Source organism: Streptomyces mobaraensis, assembly GCF_020099395.1.
GTDB lineage: Bacteria > Actinomycetota > Actinomycetes > Streptomycetales > Streptomycetaceae > Streptomyces.
The window spans coordinates 4,851,678-4,871,878 of sequence record NZ_CP083590.1 but is presented as its reverse complement, the minus strand read 5'-3'; the positions used below and the strand labels follow the sequence as shown (position 1 = coordinate 4,871,878).

Sequence of the window (20,201 nt, the reverse complement as noted above, 5' to 3'; positions counted from 1 at the left end):
ACGCGGTCCGTGCACTCGGGGTCGGCCATAGGGCCCAAGAGCGGCACTGAGTGCCGTCCAGCGTGCCATCCTGCCCCCTTCGCCCCGATTGGTAAACCGCTCAGAGACGAACACCACCTCCCACGGCGAGCCGGTGATCGAGCGCGGTGCAGCGCCGGCCCGCCCCGACCGTGCGGACGGCCTGCCCGAGGGCCCGTCGCGAGCCGACCAGGACGACCAGCCGTTTTGCCCGGGTTACCGCCGTATAGAGAAGGTTGCGCTGGAGCATCGTCCAGGCGCTCGTCGTCACCGGGATCACCACCGCCGGGTACTCGCTGCCCTGGGAGCGGTGGATCGTCACGGCGTAGGCGTGGGCGAGTTCGTCAAGTTCCGTGAAGTCGTAGCCGACCTCCTCGTCCTCGTCGGTGCGCACGGTCAGCCGCTGCTCGACCGGGTCGAGACCGGTGACCACGCCGACCGTGCCGTTGAAGACGCCGTTCTCCCCCTTCTCGTAGTTGTTGCGGATCTGCGTCACCTTGTCGCCGACCCGGAAGACGCGGCCGCCGAAGCGGCGCTCCGGCAGGTCGGGGCGGGCGGGGGTGACGGCCTGCTGGAGGAGCGCGTTGAGGGCGGCGGCGCCGGCCGGGCCGCGGTGCATCGGGGCGAGCACCTGGACGTCCCGCCGCGGGTCCAGGCCGAACTTCGCGGGGATGCGGCGGGCGGCCACGTCCACGGTGAGCCGGCCCGTCTCCTCGGTGTCCTCCTCGGCGAAGAGGAAGAAGTCCGCGAGGCCCGTGGTGACGGGCGGGACGCCGGAGTTGATGCGGTGGGCGTTGGTGACCACGCCCGACTGCTGCGCCTGCCGGAAGATGCGGGTGAGGCGGACGGCGGGGACGGGGCTCCCCGGAGCCAGCAGGTCCCGCAGCACCTCCCCCGCGCCCACGGAGGGGAGCTGGTCGACGTCCCCGACCAGCAGCAGATGGGCGCCGGGGGCCACGGCCTTGACCAGCTTGTTGGCCAGCAGCAGATCGAGCATGGACGCCTCGTCGACGACGACCAGGTCGGCGTCGAGCGGCCGGTCCCGGTCGTACGCGGCGTCGCCGCCGGGCTTGAGCTCCAGCAGCCGGTGGACGGTGGACGCCTCGGCTCCGGTGAGCTCCGCCAGCCGCTTGGCGGCCCGGCCGGTGGGCGCCGCCAGGACGACCTTCGCCCGTTTGGCGCGAGCGAGTTCGACGACGGACCGGACGGTGAAGGACTTGCCGCAGCCGGGACCGCCGGTGAGGACCGCGACCTTGCTGGTGAGCGCCAGCCGGACCGCCTCCCGCTGCTCCGGGGCGAGTTCGGCGCCCGTCCGGCCGGCGAGCCAGGTGAGGGCGCGGTCCCAGTCGACGTCGCCGAAGGCGGCCAACCGGTCGTCGTCGGCGCGCAGCAGCCTGGACACCTGCCCGGCGAGGGAGAGTTCGGCCCGGTGGAAGGGGACGAGGTAGACGGCGGTGACCGGCTGTCCGTCCTCAGGACCCGGCACCGTCTCGCGCACCACACCCTCCTCGTCGGCGGCGAGTTCGGCCAGGCACTCGATCACCAGACCGGTGTCCACCTGGAGGAGCTTTACGGCGTCCGCGATCAGCCGCTCCTCAGGGAGGAAGCAGTGCCCCTGGTCGGCGGACTGCGAAAGGGCGTACTGCAGGCCCGCCTTGACGCGTTCGGGGCTGTCGTGCGGGATGCCGACGGACTGGGCGATCCGGTCGGCGGTGAGGAAGCCGATGCCCCACACGTCGGCGGCCAGCCGGTACGGCTCCTTCTGGACGACGGTGATGGAGGCGTCGCCGTACTTCTTGTAAATGCGGACGGCGATGGAGGTGGAGACCTCGACGGTCTGGAGGAAGAGCATCACCTCCTTGATGGCCTTCTGCTCCTCCCAGGCGTCGGCGATCTTCTTCGTCCGCTTGGGGCCCAGGCCCGGGACCTCGATCAGCCGCCCGATCTCCTCCTCGATGATCCGGAGGGTGTCGGTGCCGAAGTGCTGCGTGATGCGGTCGGCGAAGACCGGGCCGATGCCCTTGACCAGGCCGGACCCCAGGTAGCGGCGGATGCCCTGGACGGTGGCGGGGAGCACCGTCGTGTAGTTCTCCACCGTGAACTGGCGGCCGTACTGCGGGTGGGAGCCCCACCGGCCCTCCATCCGCAGCGACTCGCCCACCTGGGCACCGAGGAGCGAGCCGACGACGGTGAGCAGGTCGCCGGCGCCGCGGCCGGTGTCCACCCGGGCGACGGTGTAGCCGTTCTCCTCGTTGGCGTAGGTGATGCGTTCGAGCACCCCTTCGACCACTGCCGGTTGTGCCATGGAGTGACGGTACCGCCGGGGTACGACAACGCCCGTGGGAGGGGAGCCCCGGGCACGATTCGAGGGGCCCGGTCCCTGACCGAGCCCCTCGTTTCCCCCCGGCCGGCTTCCCCTTGATCCCCCCGGATACCTCCCCCGGGAAGCCGGATGCCACATACGACAGCCCTCGGGCCCGGGAGGTTGCGGCCCCTCCGAAGCGTTATCGATCCGTTACCCGAAGTGGCGGGAAGTCCGTTACGCACGGGGAAGCCGGTTCTCTGTGAAACTCGCTTTCTCCACTCTCGCTGTCCCCGGTCTCCCCCTCCCCGACGTCTCCCGGCTCGCCGCCGCGCACGGCTGGGACGGCGTCGAGCTCCGCGCCCACCCCGAGGAGCCCCTCCACCCCGGCAGCGGCCCGGCCGAACGGGCCGCGGCGGTACGGTGGTTCGCAGCGGACGGGGTACAGATCATGGGGGTGGCCGGGTACGCCCGGGTGGCCGGGCCCGGCCCCGACGAGCCGGTGTTCGACGAGCTCGACGCGCTCGTCCGGCTCGCCGCCGACCTCGGGGCACCGTTCGCCCGGGTGTTCCCGGGCGCCGGGGAGCAGCCGGCGGAGGAGGCGGAGGCCACGGCCGCCCGGCGGCTGGCCTGGGTCGCGCCGCTCGCCGCCGACCTGGGCGTCCGGGTGCTGCTGGAGACCCACGACTCGCACCCCCGCGCCCAGGACGCCGTCCGGGTGCTCGGCCCGGTCGGGCACCGGAACGTCGGCGCCCTCTGGGACCTTCTGCACACCTGGCGGAACGGCGAGCCCCCCGCCGCCACCCTGCCCGCCCTCGCCCCGCACCTCGGCTACGTCCAGGTCAAGGACGCCGCCTCGGCGGAGGACACCGCTCCGCTGCCGCTCGGCACGGGCGCGGTGCCGGTCGCCGCGTGCGTGGCGGAACTGGTCGCGGCCGGCTGGGACGGCTGGCTGTGCTGGGAGTACGAGAAGCGGTGGCACCCGGAGGCGCCGGACTTCGCGGGGCTCGCCGGGGCGGGGCGGGAGTACTTGAGCGGTCTGCTGTCCCCCTGACGCCGCGTCAGTCGGCCGCCACCGTCACGGCGATGCCCGCCAGCGCCGTCCCCGTGACGTACCGCTGCACCCGCAGCCAGCGCGGGCGGCGGCCGAGGAACGAGGCGACGGATCCGGCCGTGACGGCGATCAGGCCGTTGACGGTGAGCGCCACGGTGATCTGGGTGAGCCCGATCAGCAGGCTCTGCAGGGGGACGGACCCCCGGTCCGGGTCGACGAACTGCGGCAGCACGGACACGTAGAGGATCGCGATCTTCGGGTTGAGCAGATTGGTGACGAAGCCCATCGCGAAGAGGCGGCGGGCCGGGTCCGGGGGCAGCGGCTTCGGGGCGAACGCCGAGGTGCCGCCCGGCCGCAGGGCCTGCCACGCCAGCCAGGCCAGATAGCAGGCGCCGGCGAGCTTCACCGCCGTGTAGACGGCCGGGACCAGCGCGAAGAGGGCGGCGATCCCGGCGACCGCGGCCAGCAGGTACACGAGGAAGCCCGCCGCGACGCCCAGCAGCGAGATCAGCCCCGCGCGCCGCCCCTGGGTCACCGAACGGGACACCAGATACATCATGTTGGGCCCCGGGGTGAGCACCATGCCCAGGGCCACCAGGGCCATGCCCGTCACCGCGTGCCAGGTGACCACGGAGAACTCCTTTGCGTGTAAGGGGGACAAGGGGTCACCGGGTGGCGCTCGTACGGGCGGCGGCCGGTCCGCCCCCGCCCGTCCGCACCACCCGGCGGAAGGCCGGCCGGCCCGCTCCCGCCAGGGAGGCCACCGCGATCCCGCCGACCAGCAGCACCGCCGCGCACCACCCCAGCGGGCTCACGTCCTCTTCGAGCAGCAGCGCGGCCGACGACATCCCGAAGACCGGCACGAGGAGCGAGAAGGGGGCCACGGCCGAGGCGTCGTAGGTGCGCAGCAGATGGCCCCAGAGGCCGAAGCCGAGCACCGTGCTGATCCAGGCGACGAACAGCAGCGCCCCGACGCCGCTCCAGTCGAGGGAGCGCAGCGCCTCCGCGTCGGCATGCGGGCCCTCCACGGCGAGGGAGAGCAGGAGCAGCGGCAGGACCGGGACGGCGCTCACCCAGACGATGAACCGGAAGGCGTCCGGTGCGGCGGCCTTGCGGGTGAGGATGTTGGAGACGCCCCAGAAGGCCGCCGCGGCGATGACGAGGGCGAAGCCGAGGAACGGCCCGGACAGCCCCTCGTCGACCGCCGCGACCACGATCCCGGCGACCGCCACGGCCAGGCCCACCGCCCGCGTCCCGCGCAGCCGTTCGCCCAGCGCGACGACGGCGAGGAGGGCGGTGAACACCGCCTGCGCCTGGAGGACCAGCGAGGACAGCCCGGCGGGCATCCCGGCGCGCATGCCGACGAACAGCAGCCCGAACTTGCCCACGCCCAGCGTCAGTCCGACCCCGATGATCCAGCGCCACTTCACCGGCGGCCGGCCGACGAGGAAGACCGCGGGCACGGCGGCGGCGAGGAAGCGCAGGGCGCCGAAGAGGAGGGGCGGGAAGTGGTCGAGACCCACGTCGATGACGACGAAGTTGACACCCCACAAGGCGGCGACGAAGACGGCGAGGAGGAGGTGGTGCGGACGCATGCGATCAGCATCACGGGCGCGGACCGTGCAGCACCAGTTCACCTTCCTTCACTATGGGATGGAGCAACGCTTCAACATGGAGCGATGCTTTCGACGTCGGAGGTGGGGAACGTGCTGGACCTGTCCCGGATGCGTGCCCTGCACGCCGTGTCCGTCCACGGCTCGGTGAGCGCGGCGGCGATCGCCCTGGGCTACACCCCGTCCGCCGTGTCCCAGGCGATAGCCAAGCTGGAGCGGGAGACCCGGACGCCCCTGCTGGAGCGGCGCGGCCGGGGCGTGGTGCTCACCGACGCCGCCGTACGGCTCGCGGACACCGCGCGGGAGCTGCTGGCGCTGGTCGAACGGGCGGAGACCGAGCTGGACGAGCGCCGTGGACTGCCCACCGGGCGGCTGGCGGTCGCCGCGTTCCCCACGGCCGCCCGGGACCTGCTGCCGGGCGTCCTCGCGCGGCTGGCGCGGGAGCATCCGACCGTGGAGGCCCGGATGTCGGAGGTCGACCCGCACCTGTCGGTGGGGCTGGTCGCGCAGGGGGCCATCGACCTGGCCGTCGTCCACGACTGGGACATCAACCCGCTGCCCGCGCCGGAGGGCATGGAGCGGGCGACGCTGGGCGAGGACCGGTGCGACGTGATCGTCCCCCGCGGCCACCGGCTGGCCCGACGCGAGGTGATCATCGCGACGGACCTGGTCCACGAACGCTGGATCTGCCAGCCGCCCGGCACCGTCTGCCACGACTGGCTGGTACGGACCCTGCGGGCGACCGGCCACGAGCCGGACCTCGCCCACCAGGTGGCCGAGTTCCAGACCCAGCTGGCCCTGGTCGACGCCGGTCTGGGCATCGCCCTCGTCCCCCGGCTGGGCCGCGGGGCGCTGCCGCCCGGCGTGGTCGCGCTGCGGCTCGACCCCGTGCCCGTACGGCGGTTGTACGCGTACTGGCGGACCGGTGCGGCCCGGCGCCCCGCGATCACCGAGACGGTCCGGCTGCTGCGCGCGGCGGCGGCGGACGCGTAAGCCGGAGCCGGGAGCCGGGAGCCGGGAGCCGGGAGCCGGGCGAAGCGGCGGAAGGCACGGAGCCCGGGAACCAGGAGACCGGCCGGCCCGTCCAAGAGCCGTGCCGCCGGCGAGTCCTCGCGGCGTGGTGCCGGGGCCGTCGCACGCCGCGTCGCCCGGCAGCCCTCCCACCGGCCGCGGCCGCGGCACGCCGCCGCCTGTGCGCGCCCTCCCGAAGCACCGGCGGCGGCACCGCGGTCCTTGGAACGCGACGGCGGGCGCCCCCTTACCGGAAACGCCCGCCGCTTCTCGCACTCTGTCCTTACGGACGCAGCGCGCTCTGCTTCTCGTTCTTCACGCGGTCGAGCTTGGCGTCGAACGGCGCGAGCGGCTTGGCGGCCTTCTCGTCCTTCTGGACGGCCTGGGGCGCCACGCCGGCCCACTTCAGGACCTCGGCCGTGGCCTTGGCCCGCTCGTCGGCCACCAACTGGGCGATGTTCGAACCGTGGTTGCCGCCGGGAGCGTAGAAGCGGTAGTCGTGCCGCGCCTCGGCGCCCTTGCCCAGGCGGAACGGTTCACCGCTCCACGGGTCGTTCTGCCCGTACACGAAGAGCATGTTCCGGCTGTCCTCGCGCACCCAGCGGTCGACGTCCGCCATCGCGCCGGGGCGGAAGGTCATCGGGATGTCCCGGGGGACGTACGAGCGCGGCTGGTTGATGCCGGGGTACCGCAGCACACCCTTGAGGTGCGGGTTCTTCACCGTGGGGGCGCCCAGCTGGGTGCCCGCCTGGTAGTAGTACGGGGTGAAGCGCTCCAGGCCCTGGTCCGTGTAGCCGTCGAAGCCCGAGATGTCGTCGATGAACTTGTACAGCTCGTCGGTGGACGCCTTGGTGGCCGGGACGGAGGCGCAGTCGCTCTGCAGGTGGTACTGCCAGAAGGACCACACCAGGTCCAGGACGACGTTCTCGTACGCCTTGTCGGCGCTGCCGACGACCTTGAACGTCTTGCCGTTCTCCTTCGCCCACTTCTCGTAGCGGGCGACGATCTCGTCCCGGCGGACGAGCGCCTCGCGCTGCACCGAGTTGAGCTGGGTGCGGCAGGCCTTGTCACCGACGTTCTGGAAGAACTTGTCGTACGCCGAGTCTTCCTTGTCGTTCACGTCGTTGGGCGCGACGTAGGCGACCGTGCCGTTCATGTCGTTCGGGTAGAAGCGGCGGAAGTAGGTGGCCGTCATGCCGCCCTTGCTGCCGCCGGTGGCCAGCCAGTTCTTCCCGTAGACCGGCTTCAGCGCCTGGTACAGGCGGTGCTGGTCGCTGGCCGCCTGCCAGATGTCCAGCTTGGACCAGTCGGCGGGCTGCGGCCGGGACGGCGTGAAGAACCGGTACTCCATCGACACCTGGTTGCCGTCCACGATGCGCGTGGGCTCGCTGCGGCTCGGGTTGGTGGAGACGTTGTAGCCGGACGTGAAGAACACGGTCGGCCGGTCGGTGTCCTTGTGCAGCAGGGTGAAGCGCTGCTCGAAGGTCCCCTTGCCGGGGTTCCGGTGGTCCACCGGCTGCCGGTACGTCATCACGAGGTAGCGGTAGCCCTGATAGGGCTTCTCCTCGACGAACTTCATCCCGGGAATCTTCAGGATGCGGTCCTTGATGTCGGCCTGCGGTGCGGTGACGGTGCTCGCCGCCTCCGCCGTGGCGCTGCCGGCGCCGATCGCTCCTATGAGCATCGACGCCGCCAGCAGCGATCTGAGAGCCTTGCGCATGCGCCCTCCCCTGGGTTCGCAAAGGTCGCCGTGAACCTATCCGGGGTGACATGCGTTGCGCCAGACCCTTTGTCCTCGCTGTTCACACAGGTTTGATCTTTCCTTTACGCACGCACGGCCGGTACGGGCCGATCCGGCTCGTCCAGCCACACCTGTTCGACGCCGGCGCCCACGGTCAGCCCGAACCGCTCGAATCCGGGCCGCCCCCGAGCGTCCCACCAGTGGTAGGCCGCGCTCACCTCTGCCCACAGCTTCCGGGGACCCGACTGGTACACCTCGAACTCGCCCTTGCCCGGCTCGTAGTCCACCGTCGCCCACGACGTGACGGCGGTGTCGCGAAGCCACAGCGTGTAGGAACCGTCTCCGTACATCTCCGCCCACGGGAACGCTCCCGGCACCTGAACGCCGATCGCGAACATCACGTGCCAGTCGCCCACGGCGTCCGGAGACAGCGTGGTCGTGGAGCGCACACCGTCCGCCGGCCACTTCCGGCCCCCGAGGTACTCCCGGACGTGCGTCCGCGCGGTGCGCTGGGCGCGGAGCCGCATGAACGCGGACGACCCGACGAACCGGCCGAACGCCGTCCCGTCCCCCGCGACGGTGAGGCGGACCACCGCTTCCCCGCCGTAGGCGGGCCCCCACGGAGCGACGATGACGCCGCCGGGTCTGGTCTGCGTGATCCACGGCGGGGGCAGGCGGCCGACGGAACACGTGGCGATCACCCGGTCGTACGGCGCTCTCTCGGGGAACCCCTCGGCTCCGTCTCCTACGACAGTGAGCGGCTCGTACCCCGCCGCGTGCAGCCGGGCTCGCGCTTCCCGCGCGCTGGTCTCGTCCACCTCCACCGTGACGACGTTCGCGGCGCCGACGCGGTGGCACAGCAGGGCGGCGTTCCAACCGGTTCCGGTGCCGATCTCCAGCACCCGGTGCCCTTCTTCGACGCTCAGCGCGTCGAGCATCGAGAACACCATGGTGGGCATGGAGTTGGAGCTGGAAGGGACCTTGCCCTTGCCGGGCCCGGTGTACGCGCCCTCGTCCCACTGGGTGGTGATCGGCGCGTCCCGGTAAACGGCGGCCCACCAGGCTTCGGGTTCCTCGGCGCGGACCACGCGGTCGCTCTGCCGGTTCATGCCGGCGCGGCCGGGCCAGATGACGTCAGGCACGAACAGGTGCCGGGGTACCGCCTCGAAAGCGGGCAACCAATCGCTCGTCAGCACCCCGGATGCGGTGAGCGCGGAGGCGAGTCCTTCCGGGCCCGCCTCCTTCATGCCATCGGCGCTCACTCAGCTACCGTCCGCCGGGTTCTTGCCGTCGTTGGTGTTGCCGCCCTCGTCGGACCCGCCGCCTCCGTGCTTGTTACCGCTGTCGCTGTCGTCCTGCGGGTTGCCGTCCGCCATCGTCCGCCACCAGGGCATGGCTCCTCCTAGGGTGAGTGGTGCGGCTGGGGAGCATCCCCACGCCGCCGTACGATTGCGCACCCGTCCGGCCGGACGGGAGTCCGCAGGGGGCCTACGCGCTCCAAGGGCCCCAGTGTGCTGCGTACAGGTGCAGCCCACGGGCGGCCGTCACACGTTCGCCCTCGCCGCGATCAACGGAGCGGAGCGCCCGCGTGAACTCGCCCTTCAACCAGTCGCACTCAGGGCATCCGCTGCGGCCCCAGCCGCTCGGCGCGCTGCCCACCGGCGGGACCTCATCACCGCTTCCCGAGGCACCGGTGATGGTCACCATCCGCGTCGCCCCTCCCGGTTCAGCTCGCTCACGCGGGCGCGGAGCTTGTCGGTGGCGGTGGCGCGGCGGTAGCGCGTAGACCGCCAGGCCCGGCCGCCTTCCGGCGGGCGGAGGGTGATCCGGCGGGTGTCCTGATCCCACCCGACGACGACCCCGAACCGGTCGAGCTCGGTGTCGAGGATGAGTTCGAGCGGTTGAGGGATCCAATCGTCAACCACGGTGCACCTCGTCCCCGTGCCGCAGCCCCTCCCGGCGCAGCAGCTCCACACGCTTGCAGTTACCGGCACGCTCGGCGGCGCGCCGCGCCTCGGTGATCCGGGTGCACGCGGCGCACGGCACGCGCGGGTTGGGCACGAGCGCGGGCCGCGCTCCGACCCCGAAGGGCATGTGCGTCATACGTTCGAACCTCCGCAAGTCCTGCTCGTGCGCTCCGATCAACCGACCGAGCCGCCATCGGTGACCGGGCAATGACAGGTTGGACCTGTGTAACGTCGGAAGGCAGGGGTTCGGGGTACCCAGCGGGTACCCAAACACCGCGTGGAGTCCGTCAGTTTGTGGATCACGGAAGTGACGAACGTCGATTCGAAGGCCGGGCGATATGAGCGCGATCATTGAGGTTCCAGGACCGGGAGCGAACGTGCGGGTGCTCCGGGATGAACGTAGCTGGAAGCAGGCGGAATTGGCCCGGCGCGCCGGGCTTTCCCGGCCGCATATCGGGAAGATCGAACGTGGCGAACGGACGCTGACGCAAGGCGTGGCCGCCGCGCTGGCGCGCGCTTTCGGGGTCAGCCTGGAAGTGGTTCTGGGCTCGACGCCGGTGGTCGGTGTCGAGGATTCGCTGAAGGCTCTGACATCGGCGATTCGACGGTTCGACCTTCCGATGGAATCCACGGCGAGCCGGGAACAGCTCAAGGCAGCGCTGGCCGACATGTCCGCGATTCGTGGGAAGGCCGATCTCGGTCAAGTTCTGCTGAAACTCCCGCCACTGGTGGCGGAAGTGACGAACCACGCCCACAAGACGGGTACGCCGGAGGCGTGGGCCATGGTGGCGGACGCTTACTCGTGCGTGTACTGGCTCGCCGCTCGGCACCGCTGGATGACGCTGGCCGACTTGGCGGTCACGAAGCAGAAGATCGCCGCGCAGCAGGCTGATCCGGTCACACTCGCGGTCGCCGCCAGGGACGAGGCCGGCGTCTACCTGAACCACGGGGAATTCGAGGAGGGCCTGGCCGTCGTCGACCGCGCCATCACTCAAGTAGAGCGCGGGAACGCCAACGGCGCCGACCGCTCTTACGCCCTGGGAACCCTGCACCTTCGGGGACTGACGCTGGCCGGACGACTCGGTGACAAACGTACGGCCGACCGCCATATGGAACGCGCCTGGGCTCTCGCCGAAGATTTCGACCGGGACGTCAACCGAGCCGGAGGGCTGCATTTCGGCCCGCAGAACACAGCGGTCCATGCCGTCGCGACATGCAGTGACCTGCGAAGGCACGCCGACGCCATCGCGGTCGCGCAGGATCTCACCAAAAACCCGGCACAACGGCCGCTGAGGCTTCCCGCCACCCGAACCAGCCCCATGTACATGAACACCGCACGCTCCAAGCTGGCGCTCGGTGATCGTGACGGAGCCCTTGAAGACCTGGAGAAGGCTTGGCGCATCGCCCCTCAAATGGCGAAGGTGCACCCCACCAGTCAGGAACTCATCCGCGTACTGACGACACTGCACAAGCGAAGTAATCCGCGACTCGTCAAGCTCGCGCAAAGGGCCGAAATCGAATTCTGAGACCCATCCCACAACCGAAAGGCACCGCATGACGGGCGAGTCGCACACTGACGGGACGGCCGGATTCCTGCTGGAGATGGGCGTGTTGAAGCGGGCCAAAAGGTCCGGGTGGTGGATCGCCGGGGTGAAGGATCCCGAGTCGATCGCGGAGCACTCGTTTCGGACGGGGATCATCGGCTCGGTGCTGGCCATGATGGAGGGTGCCGATCCCGCGCGGGTGGCGCTCATGTGCCTCTTCCATGACACCCAGGAGACACGTGTCGGGGACATCCCGCACATCGGGCGGCGTTACCTGACCGCCGCGTCCAACGAGAACGTGACCGCCGACCAGGTGTCGGCCGCCCATCCCGCCGTAAGAGAAGGCGTGCAGCGCATCGTCAGCGAGTACGAGAACGGGACCGGGCTGGAGGTTCTGTGCGCCCATGACGCCGACAAGTTGGAGTGTCTGATCCAGGCGGTGGAATACCGCGAGCAGGGGTACCAGAACGTGCAGAACTGGATCGACACCAGCCGGGCCAAACTCAAGACGGCGTCGGCGCAATCCCTCGCCGAGGCGGCTCTGCGGATGACGTCGGTGCAGTGGCAGGAGACATATCTCCGTTGACTTCCACGGGGGGTCTTCCCCAGTCCCGCCCCTCCCCACCTGGCCAGGCTGCCATCCGGCGGCAGAAGGAGGTCGAGCGCGTGCCCCGCATCATTTCCCTGGACGCCTTCGGGAAGCTGTTCGAGATCTTCGAGCACACCGCGTGGCGGCTTGAGACGCGGGCGCGGTACGCCTCCGACGAGTCCACTGACACATACGCCCAGTTCCTGAAGGGCGAGCATCCGCGATGGGACCTCACCACTCCCTGGTCGGTCACCATCCGGGAGAAGACCGCGGGCGGGGCGACGGTCGGCCGCGTGCGCGTCGTCGATGACCCGCCGACTCCGGGGCAGCGGTACCTCCTCGCGCACGCCGAGAAGAACATCGCGCTCGGCGAAGCCATCCGACACCTGTGGCGCGCGGACGCCGAGCAACACAGTCTTCCCGCCGAAGACTTCTGGATCTTCGACTCCCGCCTGGTCGCCCTGCTGAACTTCGACGAGGACGACAACCTCGTCGACGTCGAACTGATCACCGAGCCGGCGGAAGTCAACCGGTACTCCCAACTGCGGGACACCGCGTGGCATTACGCGATCGAGCACACGGCGTTCACGGCCCGGCTCGGACTCGCCGAATAGCGTTAGCGTGTACCGGTGAGCACCGACTTCCAGCAGGCCCGAGTAGCTCTCGGAGCGCGGCTCAGGGAACTGCGCACCTCCGTTCCTGACGGCCGGCTCACCGGTACGGCGCTCGCGCAGCGGTTGGGCTGGCCGCACTCCAAGGTGTACAAGCTGGAGAACGGACGCCAGACCGCGACAGCCAAAGACCTCACCGCCTGGGCGGAAGCGACTGGTCAGCCGTCCGTCGCCGACGAGCTCCACTCCCGACTCCGGGAGCTGGAATCACGTCATCGGTCCTGGCGGCGCCAACTGTCGGCGGGCCACCGCGCAGTCCAGGAAGTACACAACGCGGCACAGGCGAATTCGGCCGTCCTGCGTGCCTGGGAATCCTCCTGGATCGTCGGTGTCCTTCAGACGCCCGATTACGCCCGTGCCATCCTGACCCGCTTCAGTGAACTCCACCGGTCGAAGCGCGACGTCGAAGAGGCGGTACGCGCCCGCATGAAGCGGCAGTCGGGGCTCTACGACTCGGACAAGCGCTACCACGTGCTGCTCTGGGAGGCAGTCCTGCACACCCGGATCTGCCCGCCCTCCGTGCTCGCGGGGCAGCTCGACCGGCTCCTGGGGATCGTCGGCCTCGACACGGTCGAACTCGGCGTCGTGCCTTTCGGAGCGGCTCTGAAGGTCCCGCCCGGGGTCGGGTTCTGGATCTACGACGACCGCCAGGTGATCGTGGAGACCTGGGACGCGGAGCTGTGGCTGGACGACACCGAGAGTGTCACCACTCACCTACGCACCTGGTGCGCGCTGCGTGAGTCCGCAGTGTTTGGGCCCGACGCGCAGCGGCTCATCAGTCAGGCGCGGCGCGCTCTGAGCACGTGATCGCCATAGCCGCTCGGCGCCCGTCTGAACACACGGGGAGCCCCAGCCCCGCCCTTTCACCGTTTCTTGCGGGGGCAAGCCCCCGCACCCACGAAACCGCGCTCCGCGCGGTTGTCCTCAAGCGCCGGACGGGCTGATTTCAGCCCGTCCGGCGCTTGAGGACGAGCGGCGAAGCCGCGAAAAGGGGGGGGGGCTGGGGCGCAACCCCAGGAAACGGTGAAAGGGTGGGACCGGGGCACCCCCCTCAGACCCCAGCCAACCGCCGCATAGCGGCGAGGAGTTCCTCCGGCGGCCGGATCGAGAAGTGCTTCGTCTCATGGTCGATCACCGTCAGCGAGGTCAGGGTGCCGTCCCGCCACCAGTACACCCGGGGCGAGAGGCACGTATCGGGGTTGTCCTGGTACGCGCCGAGGCCGAAGGCCGCCAGGTCGTTGACGGCGCTGACGACCGTCCCGTCCACGACGGGGTGGAAGGCGAGGTTGTGCCGGCTCGGCACGGTCACCAGGACGCCCTCGGCGGGCGGCGCCTGGCCGGTCACCTCGCGGACCAGCTCGTCGAGGACGAGGAGCTTGCTCGCGGCGTGCGCCGAACCCGCCCCCACGATGTAGAGGACCGTCCCGTCGGGCCGGTCCAGCCGGTCGTGGCCCATCGGCAGTGCCGCGAGGTTGGCGCGGGCCGTCGCGCGCAGGGTGGCCGGATCGCCGTCCCTCGCCACGCCCTTGTCGTCCAGGAGGACGATCGAGTCCGGGGTGTCGAGGGCGATGCCCTCCACCAGCCCCTCCGCCACCGGACGGAGGTATCCGAAGGCGTGCCGGACCTCGGCGGGGACGTGGGTGTCGGACAGCAGGCGCAGCAACGGCTGATGCGGGTGGTGCGGGTGTGACGTCATGGTGTCAGCCTAGAGGTGGCGCCACGACGTCCCCCGCACCCGTCAGACGGCGCTCAGGCCCCCACCCCGAGCGCCTCCTCCCGGCCCGCGCCGCCCGCGAACGTCCGCCAGAGCTGCGCGTACCGGCCGCCCAGCGCCAGCAGTTCGGTGTGCGTGCCGTCCTCCACCACGCGTCCGCCGTCGAGGACGACCACGCGGTCCGCCCGTGCCGCCGTCGTCAGCCGGTGGGCCACGACGAGCGTCGTGCGCCGGCCCGCCAGCCGGTCCGTCGCCTCGTTCACCAGCGCCTCCGTGGCGAGGTCGAGGGCCGCCGTCGCCTCGTCCAGCAACAGCACGTCCGGATCGACGAGTTCCGCACGCGCCAAAGCGATCAACTGCCGCTGGCCGGCGGAGAGGTTGCGGCCGCGCTCGGCCACCGGATGCAGGTAGCCGCCGTCCAGCGTCGCGATCATCGGGTGCGCCCCCACGGCCCGCGCCGCCGCCTCCACCTCCGCGTCGGACGCGTCCGGCCGGCCGTACGCGATGGCGTCGCGGACGGTGCCGGGGAAGAGGTAGGGCTCCTGCGGGACGACGCCCAGGCGATGGTGGTACGCCACCGGGTCCAGGTCCCGCAGGTCGTGGCCGTCCACCAGGACCGCCCCCGAGGTCGGGTCGTAGTAGCGGGCGACCATCTTCACCAGCGTGGACTTGCCCGCGCCCGTCTCGCCGACGAACGCGACGGTCTGGCCGGCCGGGATGGTCAGGTCGATGCCGCTGAGGGCCTGGGCGCGGCCGCCGGTGTCGGAGTCGTCCGTCCCGTAGCGGAAGTGCACGTCGTCGAAGACGATCTCCCCGCGCAGCTTCCCCACCGGACGCGGATCCTCCGCCGCCGGTGTCGACGTCCGCTCCCGCAGCAGCGCCTGGATCCGGCCCAGCGACACCGTGGCCTGCTGGTAGCCGTCGAAGACCTGCGAGAGCTGCTGCACGGGTGCGAAGAACAGGTCGATGTACAGCAGGTAGGCGACCAGCGCGCCGGTGGTCAGCGTGCCGTCGTCCACCCGGCCCGCACCGACGATCAGCACGGCCGCCGACGCCACCGACGAGAGGAGCTGGACGAAGGGGAAGTAGACCGAGATCAGCCACTGCCCCCGCACCCGCGCCCGCCGGTAGCCGTCGCTCCGCTCGGCGAACCGGTCGGCGCCCGCCTCCTCGCGGCGGTACGCCTGGACGATCCGCAGCCCGGCGACGCTCTCCTGGAGGTCGGCGTTGACCAGGCCGACCCGCTCCCGGGCGAGTTCGTACGCCTTGACGCTCTGCCGCCGGAAGAAGACCGTGCCGACGACGAGCAGCGGCAGCGTCGCGAAGACCACCAGGGCCAGCTGCACGTCGATGACGAGCAGCGCGACGAGGATGCCGAGGAAGGTGAGGACGGAGACGACGGCGGTGACGAGACCGGTCTGGAGGAACGAGGACAGGGCGTCCACGTCCGTCGTCATCCGGGTCATGATCTTGCCGGTGAGCTCTCGCTCGTAGTAGTCGAGACCGAGCCGCTGGAGCTGCGCGAAGATCTTCAACCGGAGCGTATAGAGGACGCGTTCGCCGGTGCGGCCGGTCACCCGGGTCTCGCCGACCTGCGCCGCCCACTGGGCGACGACGACCAGCAGCGCCAGCCCGGAGGCCGCCCACACCGCGCCGAGCGCCATCCGCTCCACGCCCTGGTCGATGCCGTGCCGGATCAGCACCGGCAGCAGCAGCCCGGCGACCGCGTCGACGGCCACCAGCAGCAGGCTCAGCGCGAGCGGCGCGCCGAAGCCGCGCAGCAGCTGCCGCAGCCCGTACGCCTCCTCGGGGCGGGCGGCCCGCTCCTCGTCGATGTCCGGGGTGTCGGTGGCCGGCGGCAGCGCCGCGACCTTGGCGAGGAGTTCGGGGGTGGCGGGCATGCCGGTGAGGGAGCCGTGCGGATCGTCCTCTTCCGCCCGTCCGTCGCGGATCCACAGCGCCGGGGTGACGCCGTCCACGCGGCCGTCCACCGCGTCCTCGACGGTGTCGACGGGCGGTTCCGTGGCGCCCGCCGGGTCCTTGGCGACGCCGCCCAGCTCGTCGGGGTCGGTGAGCAGCCGCCGGTAGAGGGCGCACCGCTCCTGGAGCTCGTCCGCCGTGCCGACGTCCACCAGCCGGCCGCCGTCCAGCACCGCGATGCGGTCGGCGAGGCCGAGGGTGGACGCCCGGTGGGCGATCAGCAGCGTCGTCCGGCCGGCCATGACGCCGCGCAGCGCCTCGTGGATCTCGTGCTCGACGCGGGCGTCGACCGCCGAGGTGGCGTCGTCGAGGAGGAGCAGCCGGGGGTCGGCGAGGATCGCGCGGGCGAGGGCGATGCGCTGCCGCTGGCCGCCGGAGAGGGTCAGGCCCTGCTCGCCGACCTTGGTGTCGTAGCCCTCGGGCAGCGCGGAGATGAAGCCGTCGGCCTGCGCGGCCCGGGCGGCGGCGCGGACCTGCTCGTCGGTGGCGCCGGGGAGGCCGTAGGCGATGTTGTCGCGGACGCTGTCGGAGAACAGAAAGCTGTCCTCCGGCACCAGGCCGATCGCGGCCCGCAGCGAGGCGTGGGTGAGGTCCCGGACGTCGTGCCCGCCGATCCGGACGGCGCCGGACGTCACGTCGTAGAAGCGCGGCAGCAGCAGGGACAGCGTCGACTTGCCGCTGCCGGAGGCGCCGACGACGGCGACGGTCTCGCCCGGTTCGATCCGCAGGGTGACGCCGTCGAGGACGGGCCGCGCGGGGTCGTAGCCGAACGAGACGTCGTCGAACTCGACGGTCGCGGGCGCGTCGGCGGGCAGTTCGTGGGCGTCGGGGCGCTCGTCGATGACGGGCTCGGTGTCGATGAGTTCGAGGACCCGCTCGACGCCGGCGCGGGCCTGCTGCCCGACGGTGAGGATCATCGTCAGCATCCGCACCGGGCCGATGAGCTGGGCGAGGTACGTGGAGAAGGCGACGAACGTGCCGAGGGTGATCTGCCCCCGGGTCGCCAGCCAGCCGCCGAGCGCCAGCATGGCCACCTGGCCGAGCGCGGGGACGGCCTGGAGGGCGGGGGTGTAGCGGGAGTTGAGCCGGACCGTGCGCAGCCGCCCGGCGAACAGCCGGCGGCTGACCTTCCGGAGCTTCCCGGCCTCCTGGGCCTCCTGCCCGAAGCCCTTGACGACCCGGACGCCGCCGACCGCGCCGTCCACCACGCCGGCGACGGCCGCGGCCTGCCCCTGGGCGTACCAGGTGGCGGGGAAGAGCCTGGTGCGGCTGCGGGAGGCGAGGAACCACAGGGCGGGGGCGACGGCGAGGGCGACGACCGTGAGCAGCGGCGACAGGACCGCCATCACGATCAGCGAGATCAGGAAGAGGAGGATGTTGCCGATCATCATCGGCAGCATGAACAGCAGGCCCTGGATCAGCTGGAGGTCGCTGGTGGCCCGGCCGACCACCTGGCCGGTGGAGAGCTCGTCCTGCCGCTTGCCGTCGAGGCGGGCTATGGACGCGTACATCTCGGTGCGCAGGTCGTGCTGGACGTCGAGCGCGAGCCGGCCGCCGTAGTAGCGGCGGACGTAGGTGAGGCCGTAGACGACGACTGCGGCGACGATCAGCAGGGTGGCCCAGGGGGCCAGGGAGCGGTGGTGACCACCGATGACGTCATCGATGATCACCTTGGGTATGAGCGGGACGAGGGCCGTGACGGCCATGCCGCCCAGCGAGGAGCCCAGCGCCAGCAGCACCGCCCGCCGGTAGCGCCAGCAGTACCCGGCGAGCCGCCTGGCCCAGCTCGGCCCGTCCGTCCGTTGCTCCGCCCTCGCCGCCTTCTCCACCTGATCCGCCACCCGGGTCCTCCCGCCTCGTACGCCTTACCGAGAGGCGCAAACGCCGGGAGGGGCGGATTTCATCCCGCCGTTACGAACGGGACCCGTGTCAGGCCTCCCGGGCAGCCGCGATCTGCCGCGACATGATCGTCGTCAGCTCGTACGCCGTGTGGGACGCGGCCACGGCCGTGATCTCGGCGTGGTCGTAGGCGGGGGCCACCTCGACGACGTCCGCGGAGACCAGGTTGCAGGAGGCCAGGCCGCGCAGGATCTCCAGCAGCTCGCGGGAGGTCATGCCGCCGGCCTCGGGGGTGCCGGTGCCGGGGGCGTGCGCCGGGTCGAGGCAGTCGATGTCGATCGAGATGTACAGCGGGCGGTCGCCGATGCGCTGGCGGAGCTGGTCGGCGACCTCGTCGGCGCCGCGGCGGTAGACGTCCGCGGAGGTGACGATGCCGAAGCCCATCTTCTCGTCGTCGGTCAGGTCCTTCTTGCCGTACAGCGGGCCGCGGGTGCCGACGTGGGAGAGGGCGGAGGTGTCGAGGATGCCCTCCTCGACGGCCCGGCGGAACGGGGTGCCGTGGGTGTACTCGGCGCCGAAGTAGGTGTCCCAGGTGTCCAGGTGCGCGTCGAAGTGCAGCAGCGCGACCGGGCCGTGCTTCTTGGCGACCGAGCGCAGCAGCGGCAGCGCGATGGTGTGGTCGCCGCCGAGCGTCATCATGCGGGCGCCGGTGCCGAGGAGGTCGTCGGCCGCGGCCTCGATCGTCTCGACGGCCTCGTTGATGTCGAACGGGTTGGCGGCGATGTCACCGGCGTCCGCGACCTGCGCGAGGGCGAACGGCGACGCGTCCTGCGCCGGGTTGTAGGGGCGCAGCAGCCGGGACGCCTCGCGGATGGCGTTGCCGCCGAAGCGGGCGCCGGGGCGGTAGGAGACGCCGGTGTCGAAGGGCACGCCGACGACGGCGACGTCGGCCGTGCCGACCTCGTCGAGCCGCGGCAGCCGGGCGAACGTCGCCGGCCCGGCGTAGCGCGGGATACGGGACGAGTCGACGGGGCCGCGCGGTTCACGGGGGGCGTCGGTGGTCATGCGGGGAAGCCTCTCGGATCGCTGCCTGGGACGTTCCCGAGGGTAGGCAGGGGCCGGGGTTCCGCACATGTACGGAATTGTGCGTCCGGGCTCCCCTTATGGACACCGCGTCCATCGCGGGCGGGGGGAGACGGGGGATCGGCGGGCGGGAAGAATGCAGCCATGCCGACGCCGCAGACCGTACCCAGCCGAGCCGAGCTGTTCGACCACCTCGTCCGGACGCGCATCGCGGGGGTCGTCGCGACGCCCCGCCGGAACAGCCTCGACCACTACCGCAAGCTCGCGCACGGGGACCGGTCGCACTGGCTGGGCGTGGAGCTCGGCGACCGCTGGAACGACGAGCAGGACGTGCTCGCCGTCATGGCCGAGCGCTGCGGCGTCAGCGACGACCCCGCGCTGCGGTCCGGGCAGGACACCATCGACCCCGAGCTGACGATCACCGCGCTGGAGCGGGCGGCCTCGTTCCTGCGCAAGGCGGCGGAGGCGCGGCAGCGGGTGCTGTTCGCCACCGGCCACCCCGGCGGCCTCTTCGACGTGCACCGCGCGACGGCCGCGGCCCTGCGCGCCGCCGGCTGCGAGATCGTCTCCGTGCCCGGCGTGCCGCGGGCGGACGAGGGCGCGGTGTACCAGGTCGCGGACGTGGCGGTGTTCGAGGGCGGGGCCACGCTGTGGCACACCCACTCCCCCGCCCCCATGGCGGCGGTCCTGAACGCGCTGGCACGCGAGGGCCGCCCGCTGCCCGACCTGGTCGTCGCCGACCACGGGTGGGCGGGGTGCGCGGCGCAGCGCGGCATCGACACGGTCGGCTTCGCGGACTGCAACGACCCGGCGCTGTTCCTCGCGGAGGCGGAGGGGGTGCTGCGGGTGGCGGTGCCGCTCGATGACCACGTCGTCGACCCTCGGTTCTACGAGCCGATGACGGCGTACTTGCTGGACGCGGCGGGGGTGCGGGCGGCGGGGTGAGCTCCCCGGTCCCGCCCCTTCACCGCTTCCTGGGGCTGCGCCCCAGACCCCCTGATCGCGGCTTCGCCGCTCGTCCTCAATCGCCGGACGGGCTGAATTTTCAGCCCGTCCGGCGATTGAGGACAGCGCC

18 protein-coding genes are annotated in these 20,201 nt (G+C 71.6%); 7 read left to right on the top strand and 11 right to left on the bottom strand.

Annotated features, from left to right (window positions below):
* Positions 1 to 100: 100 nt before the first annotated feature.
* Entirely contained in the window at positions 101 to 2,323 is a 2,223-nt protein-coding gene (recD2, locus tag K7I03_RS21285) for an SF1B family DNA helicase RecD2 (protein WP_185946041.1), read from the bottom strand.
* Between the two features lie 259 nt (positions 2,324 to 2,582).
* On the opposite strand from recD2, the gene K7I03_RS21280 reads away from it, so the two are divergent.
* Positions 2,583 to 3,374, top strand: a complete 792-nt coding sequence (locus K7I03_RS21280; protein ID WP_185946042.1) for a sugar phosphate isomerase/epimerase family protein — start codon at positions 2,583 to 2,585, stop codon at positions 3,372 to 3,374.
* A 7-nt stretch (positions 3,375 to 3,381) separates the two neighbouring features.
* Here K7I03_RS21280 and K7I03_RS21275 read toward each other — a convergent pair whose 3' ends face one another.
* Both K7I03_RS21275 and K7I03_RS21270 read right to left on the bottom strand, forming a co-directional pair.
* Positions 3,382 to 4,005, bottom strand: coding sequence for a LysE family translocator (locus tag K7I03_RS21275; RefSeq protein ID WP_185946043.1), 624 nt, complete (start codon positions 4,003 to 4,005; stop codon positions 3,382 to 3,384).
* 34 nt (positions 4,006 to 4,039) lie between these two features.
* Entirely contained in the window at positions 4,040 to 4,969 is a 930-nt protein-coding gene (locus K7I03_RS21270; protein ID WP_185946044.1) for an EamA family transporter, read from the bottom strand.
* A 111-nt stretch (positions 4,970 to 5,080) separates the two neighbouring features.
* Between K7I03_RS21270 and K7I03_RS21265 the strand changes: the two genes are divergently transcribed.
* Complete coding sequence (locus K7I03_RS21265; protein ID WP_185946067.1) at positions 5,081 to 5,980, top strand: LysR family transcriptional regulator; 900 nt, start codon at positions 5,081 to 5,083, stop codon at positions 5,978 to 5,980.
* Between the two features lie 301 nt (positions 5,981 to 6,281).
* On the opposite strand, the gene K7I03_RS21260 is transcribed toward K7I03_RS21265, so the two are convergent.
* From K7I03_RS21260 to K7I03_RS21245, 5 genes are all read right to left on the bottom strand, one after another.
* Entirely contained in the window at positions 6,282 to 7,718 is a 1,437-nt protein-coding gene (locus K7I03_RS21260; protein WP_185946045.1) for a S28 family serine protease, read from the bottom strand.
* Positions 7,719 to 7,822: 104 nt separating this feature from the next.
* On the bottom strand, positions 7,823 to 8,986 hold the full coding sequence (locus K7I03_RS21255; RefSeq protein ID WP_185946068.1) for a methyltransferase domain-containing protein: 1,164 nt from the start codon (positions 8,984 to 8,986) through the stop codon (positions 7,823 to 7,825).
* A 15-nt stretch (positions 8,987 to 9,001) separates the two neighbouring features.
* On the bottom strand, positions 9,002 to 9,133 hold the full coding sequence (locus K7I03_RS33865) for a hypothetical protein (RefSeq protein ID WP_260630470.1): 132 nt from the start codon (positions 9,131 to 9,133) through the stop codon (positions 9,002 to 9,004).
* 306 nt (positions 9,134 to 9,439) lie between these two features.
* The gene (locus tag K7I03_RS21250; RefSeq protein ID WP_185946046.1) at positions 9,440 to 9,664 is read right to left on the bottom strand and encodes a hypothetical protein; all 225 of its coding nucleotides are present in this window, start codon (positions 9,662 to 9,664) and stop codon (positions 9,440 to 9,442) included.
* Complete coding sequence (locus tag K7I03_RS21245; RefSeq protein ID WP_185946047.1) at positions 9,657 to 9,842, bottom strand: hypothetical protein; 186 nt, start codon at positions 9,840 to 9,842, stop codon at positions 9,657 to 9,659. The genes K7I03_RS21250 and K7I03_RS21245 overlap by 8 nt, the downstream gene beginning before the upstream one ends.
* 202 nt (positions 9,843 to 10,044) lie before the next feature.
* Here K7I03_RS21245 and K7I03_RS21240 point away from each other — a divergent pair, with 202 nt between their 5' ends.
* From K7I03_RS21240 to K7I03_RS21225, 4 genes are all read left to right on the top strand, one after another.
* On the top strand, positions 10,045 to 11,232 hold the full coding sequence (locus tag K7I03_RS21240; protein ID WP_221903690.1) for a helix-turn-helix domain-containing protein: 1,188 nt from the start codon (positions 10,045 to 10,047) through the stop codon (positions 11,230 to 11,232).
* 28 nt (positions 11,233 to 11,260) lie between these two features.
* Complete coding sequence (locus tag K7I03_RS21235; protein WP_185946048.1) at positions 11,261 to 11,836, top strand: HD domain-containing protein; 576 nt, start codon at positions 11,261 to 11,263, stop codon at positions 11,834 to 11,836.
* A gap of 80 nt (positions 11,837 to 11,916) precedes the next feature.
* The gene (locus K7I03_RS21230; RefSeq protein WP_221903691.1) at positions 11,917 to 12,453 is read left to right on the top strand and encodes a DUF6879 family protein; all 537 of its coding nucleotides are present in this window, start codon (positions 11,917 to 11,919) and stop codon (positions 12,451 to 12,453) included.
* Positions 12,454 to 12,468: 15 nt separating this feature from the next.
* Positions 12,469 to 13,317, top strand: coding sequence for a helix-turn-helix domain-containing protein (locus K7I03_RS21225; RefSeq protein WP_185946049.1), 849 nt, complete (start codon positions 12,469 to 12,471; stop codon positions 13,315 to 13,317).
* 244 nt (positions 13,318 to 13,561) lie between these two features.
* Here K7I03_RS21225 and K7I03_RS21220 read toward each other — a convergent pair whose 3' ends face one another.
* The 3 genes from K7I03_RS21220 to speB form a co-directional block, all read right to left on the bottom strand.
* The gene (locus K7I03_RS21220) at positions 13,562 to 14,206 is read right to left on the bottom strand and encodes a hypothetical protein (protein WP_185946050.1); all 645 of its coding nucleotides are present in this window, start codon (positions 14,204 to 14,206) and stop codon (positions 13,562 to 13,564) included.
* A gap of 53 nt (positions 14,207 to 14,259) precedes the next feature.
* Positions 14,260 to 18,045 (bottom strand): ABC transporter ATP-binding protein, encoded by a 3,786-nt coding sequence (locus K7I03_RS21215; RefSeq protein WP_224347138.1) that lies wholly within the window; start codon positions 18,043 to 18,045, stop codon positions 14,260 to 14,262.
* 88 nt (positions 18,046 to 18,133) lie between these two features.
* Positions 18,134 to 19,108 (bottom strand): agmatinase, encoded by a 975-nt coding sequence (speB, locus tag K7I03_RS21210; RefSeq protein ID WP_185946051.1) that lies wholly within the window; start codon positions 19,106 to 19,108, stop codon positions 18,134 to 18,136.
* A 162-nt stretch (positions 19,109 to 19,270) separates the two neighbouring features.
* Between speB and K7I03_RS21205 the strand changes: the two genes are divergently transcribed.
* Positions 19,271 to 20,071 carry a phosphatase gene (locus tag K7I03_RS21205; RefSeq protein WP_185946052.1) on the top strand — a complete coding sequence of 267 codons (801 nt, stop codon included), beginning with the start codon at positions 19,271 to 19,273 and terminating at the stop codon, positions 20,069 to 20,071.
* The last annotated feature ends 130 nt before the right edge of the window (positions 20,072 to 20,201 follow it).